The 228-nt window shown below is 39.9% G+C and carries 1 protein-coding gene; it reads right to left on the bottom strand.

The genetic code is table 11. The features are described 5' to 3' along the window. Positions 1–228: hypothetical protein (locus tag PPOP_RS24620; RefSeq protein WP_006287815.1), on the bottom strand; the 228-nt coding region annotated here is incomplete at both ends.

Here is a 228-nt window from a genome sequence, read left to right as displayed (position 1 = left end):
AACCTCTTTTAGTGTTTCTCTGTACGCTGTAATAATGGGGTCCACTTCAAAATACTTTTCTTTGAAGCGCTCCTTAGCTTGAATGTCGATCTGCCTCAACTCTCCGAGCAGCTTCTTTAGAACAGCTTTTTCTTTATTGAACCACCGTACTAGTTCTCTAATTTTTCGATTATGAATACGGAGTGTAGCCAACGGGTTCATCATTCCATAAAAGTCCATTTCGGACAA

The sequence above is a fragment of the Paenibacillus popilliae ATCC 14706 genome (assembly GCF_000315235.1).
GTDB lineage: Bacteria > Bacillota > Bacilli > Paenibacillales > Paenibacillaceae > Paenibacillus_B > Paenibacillus_B popilliae.
This window is presented reverse-complemented; position numbering and strand designations above follow the sequence as displayed.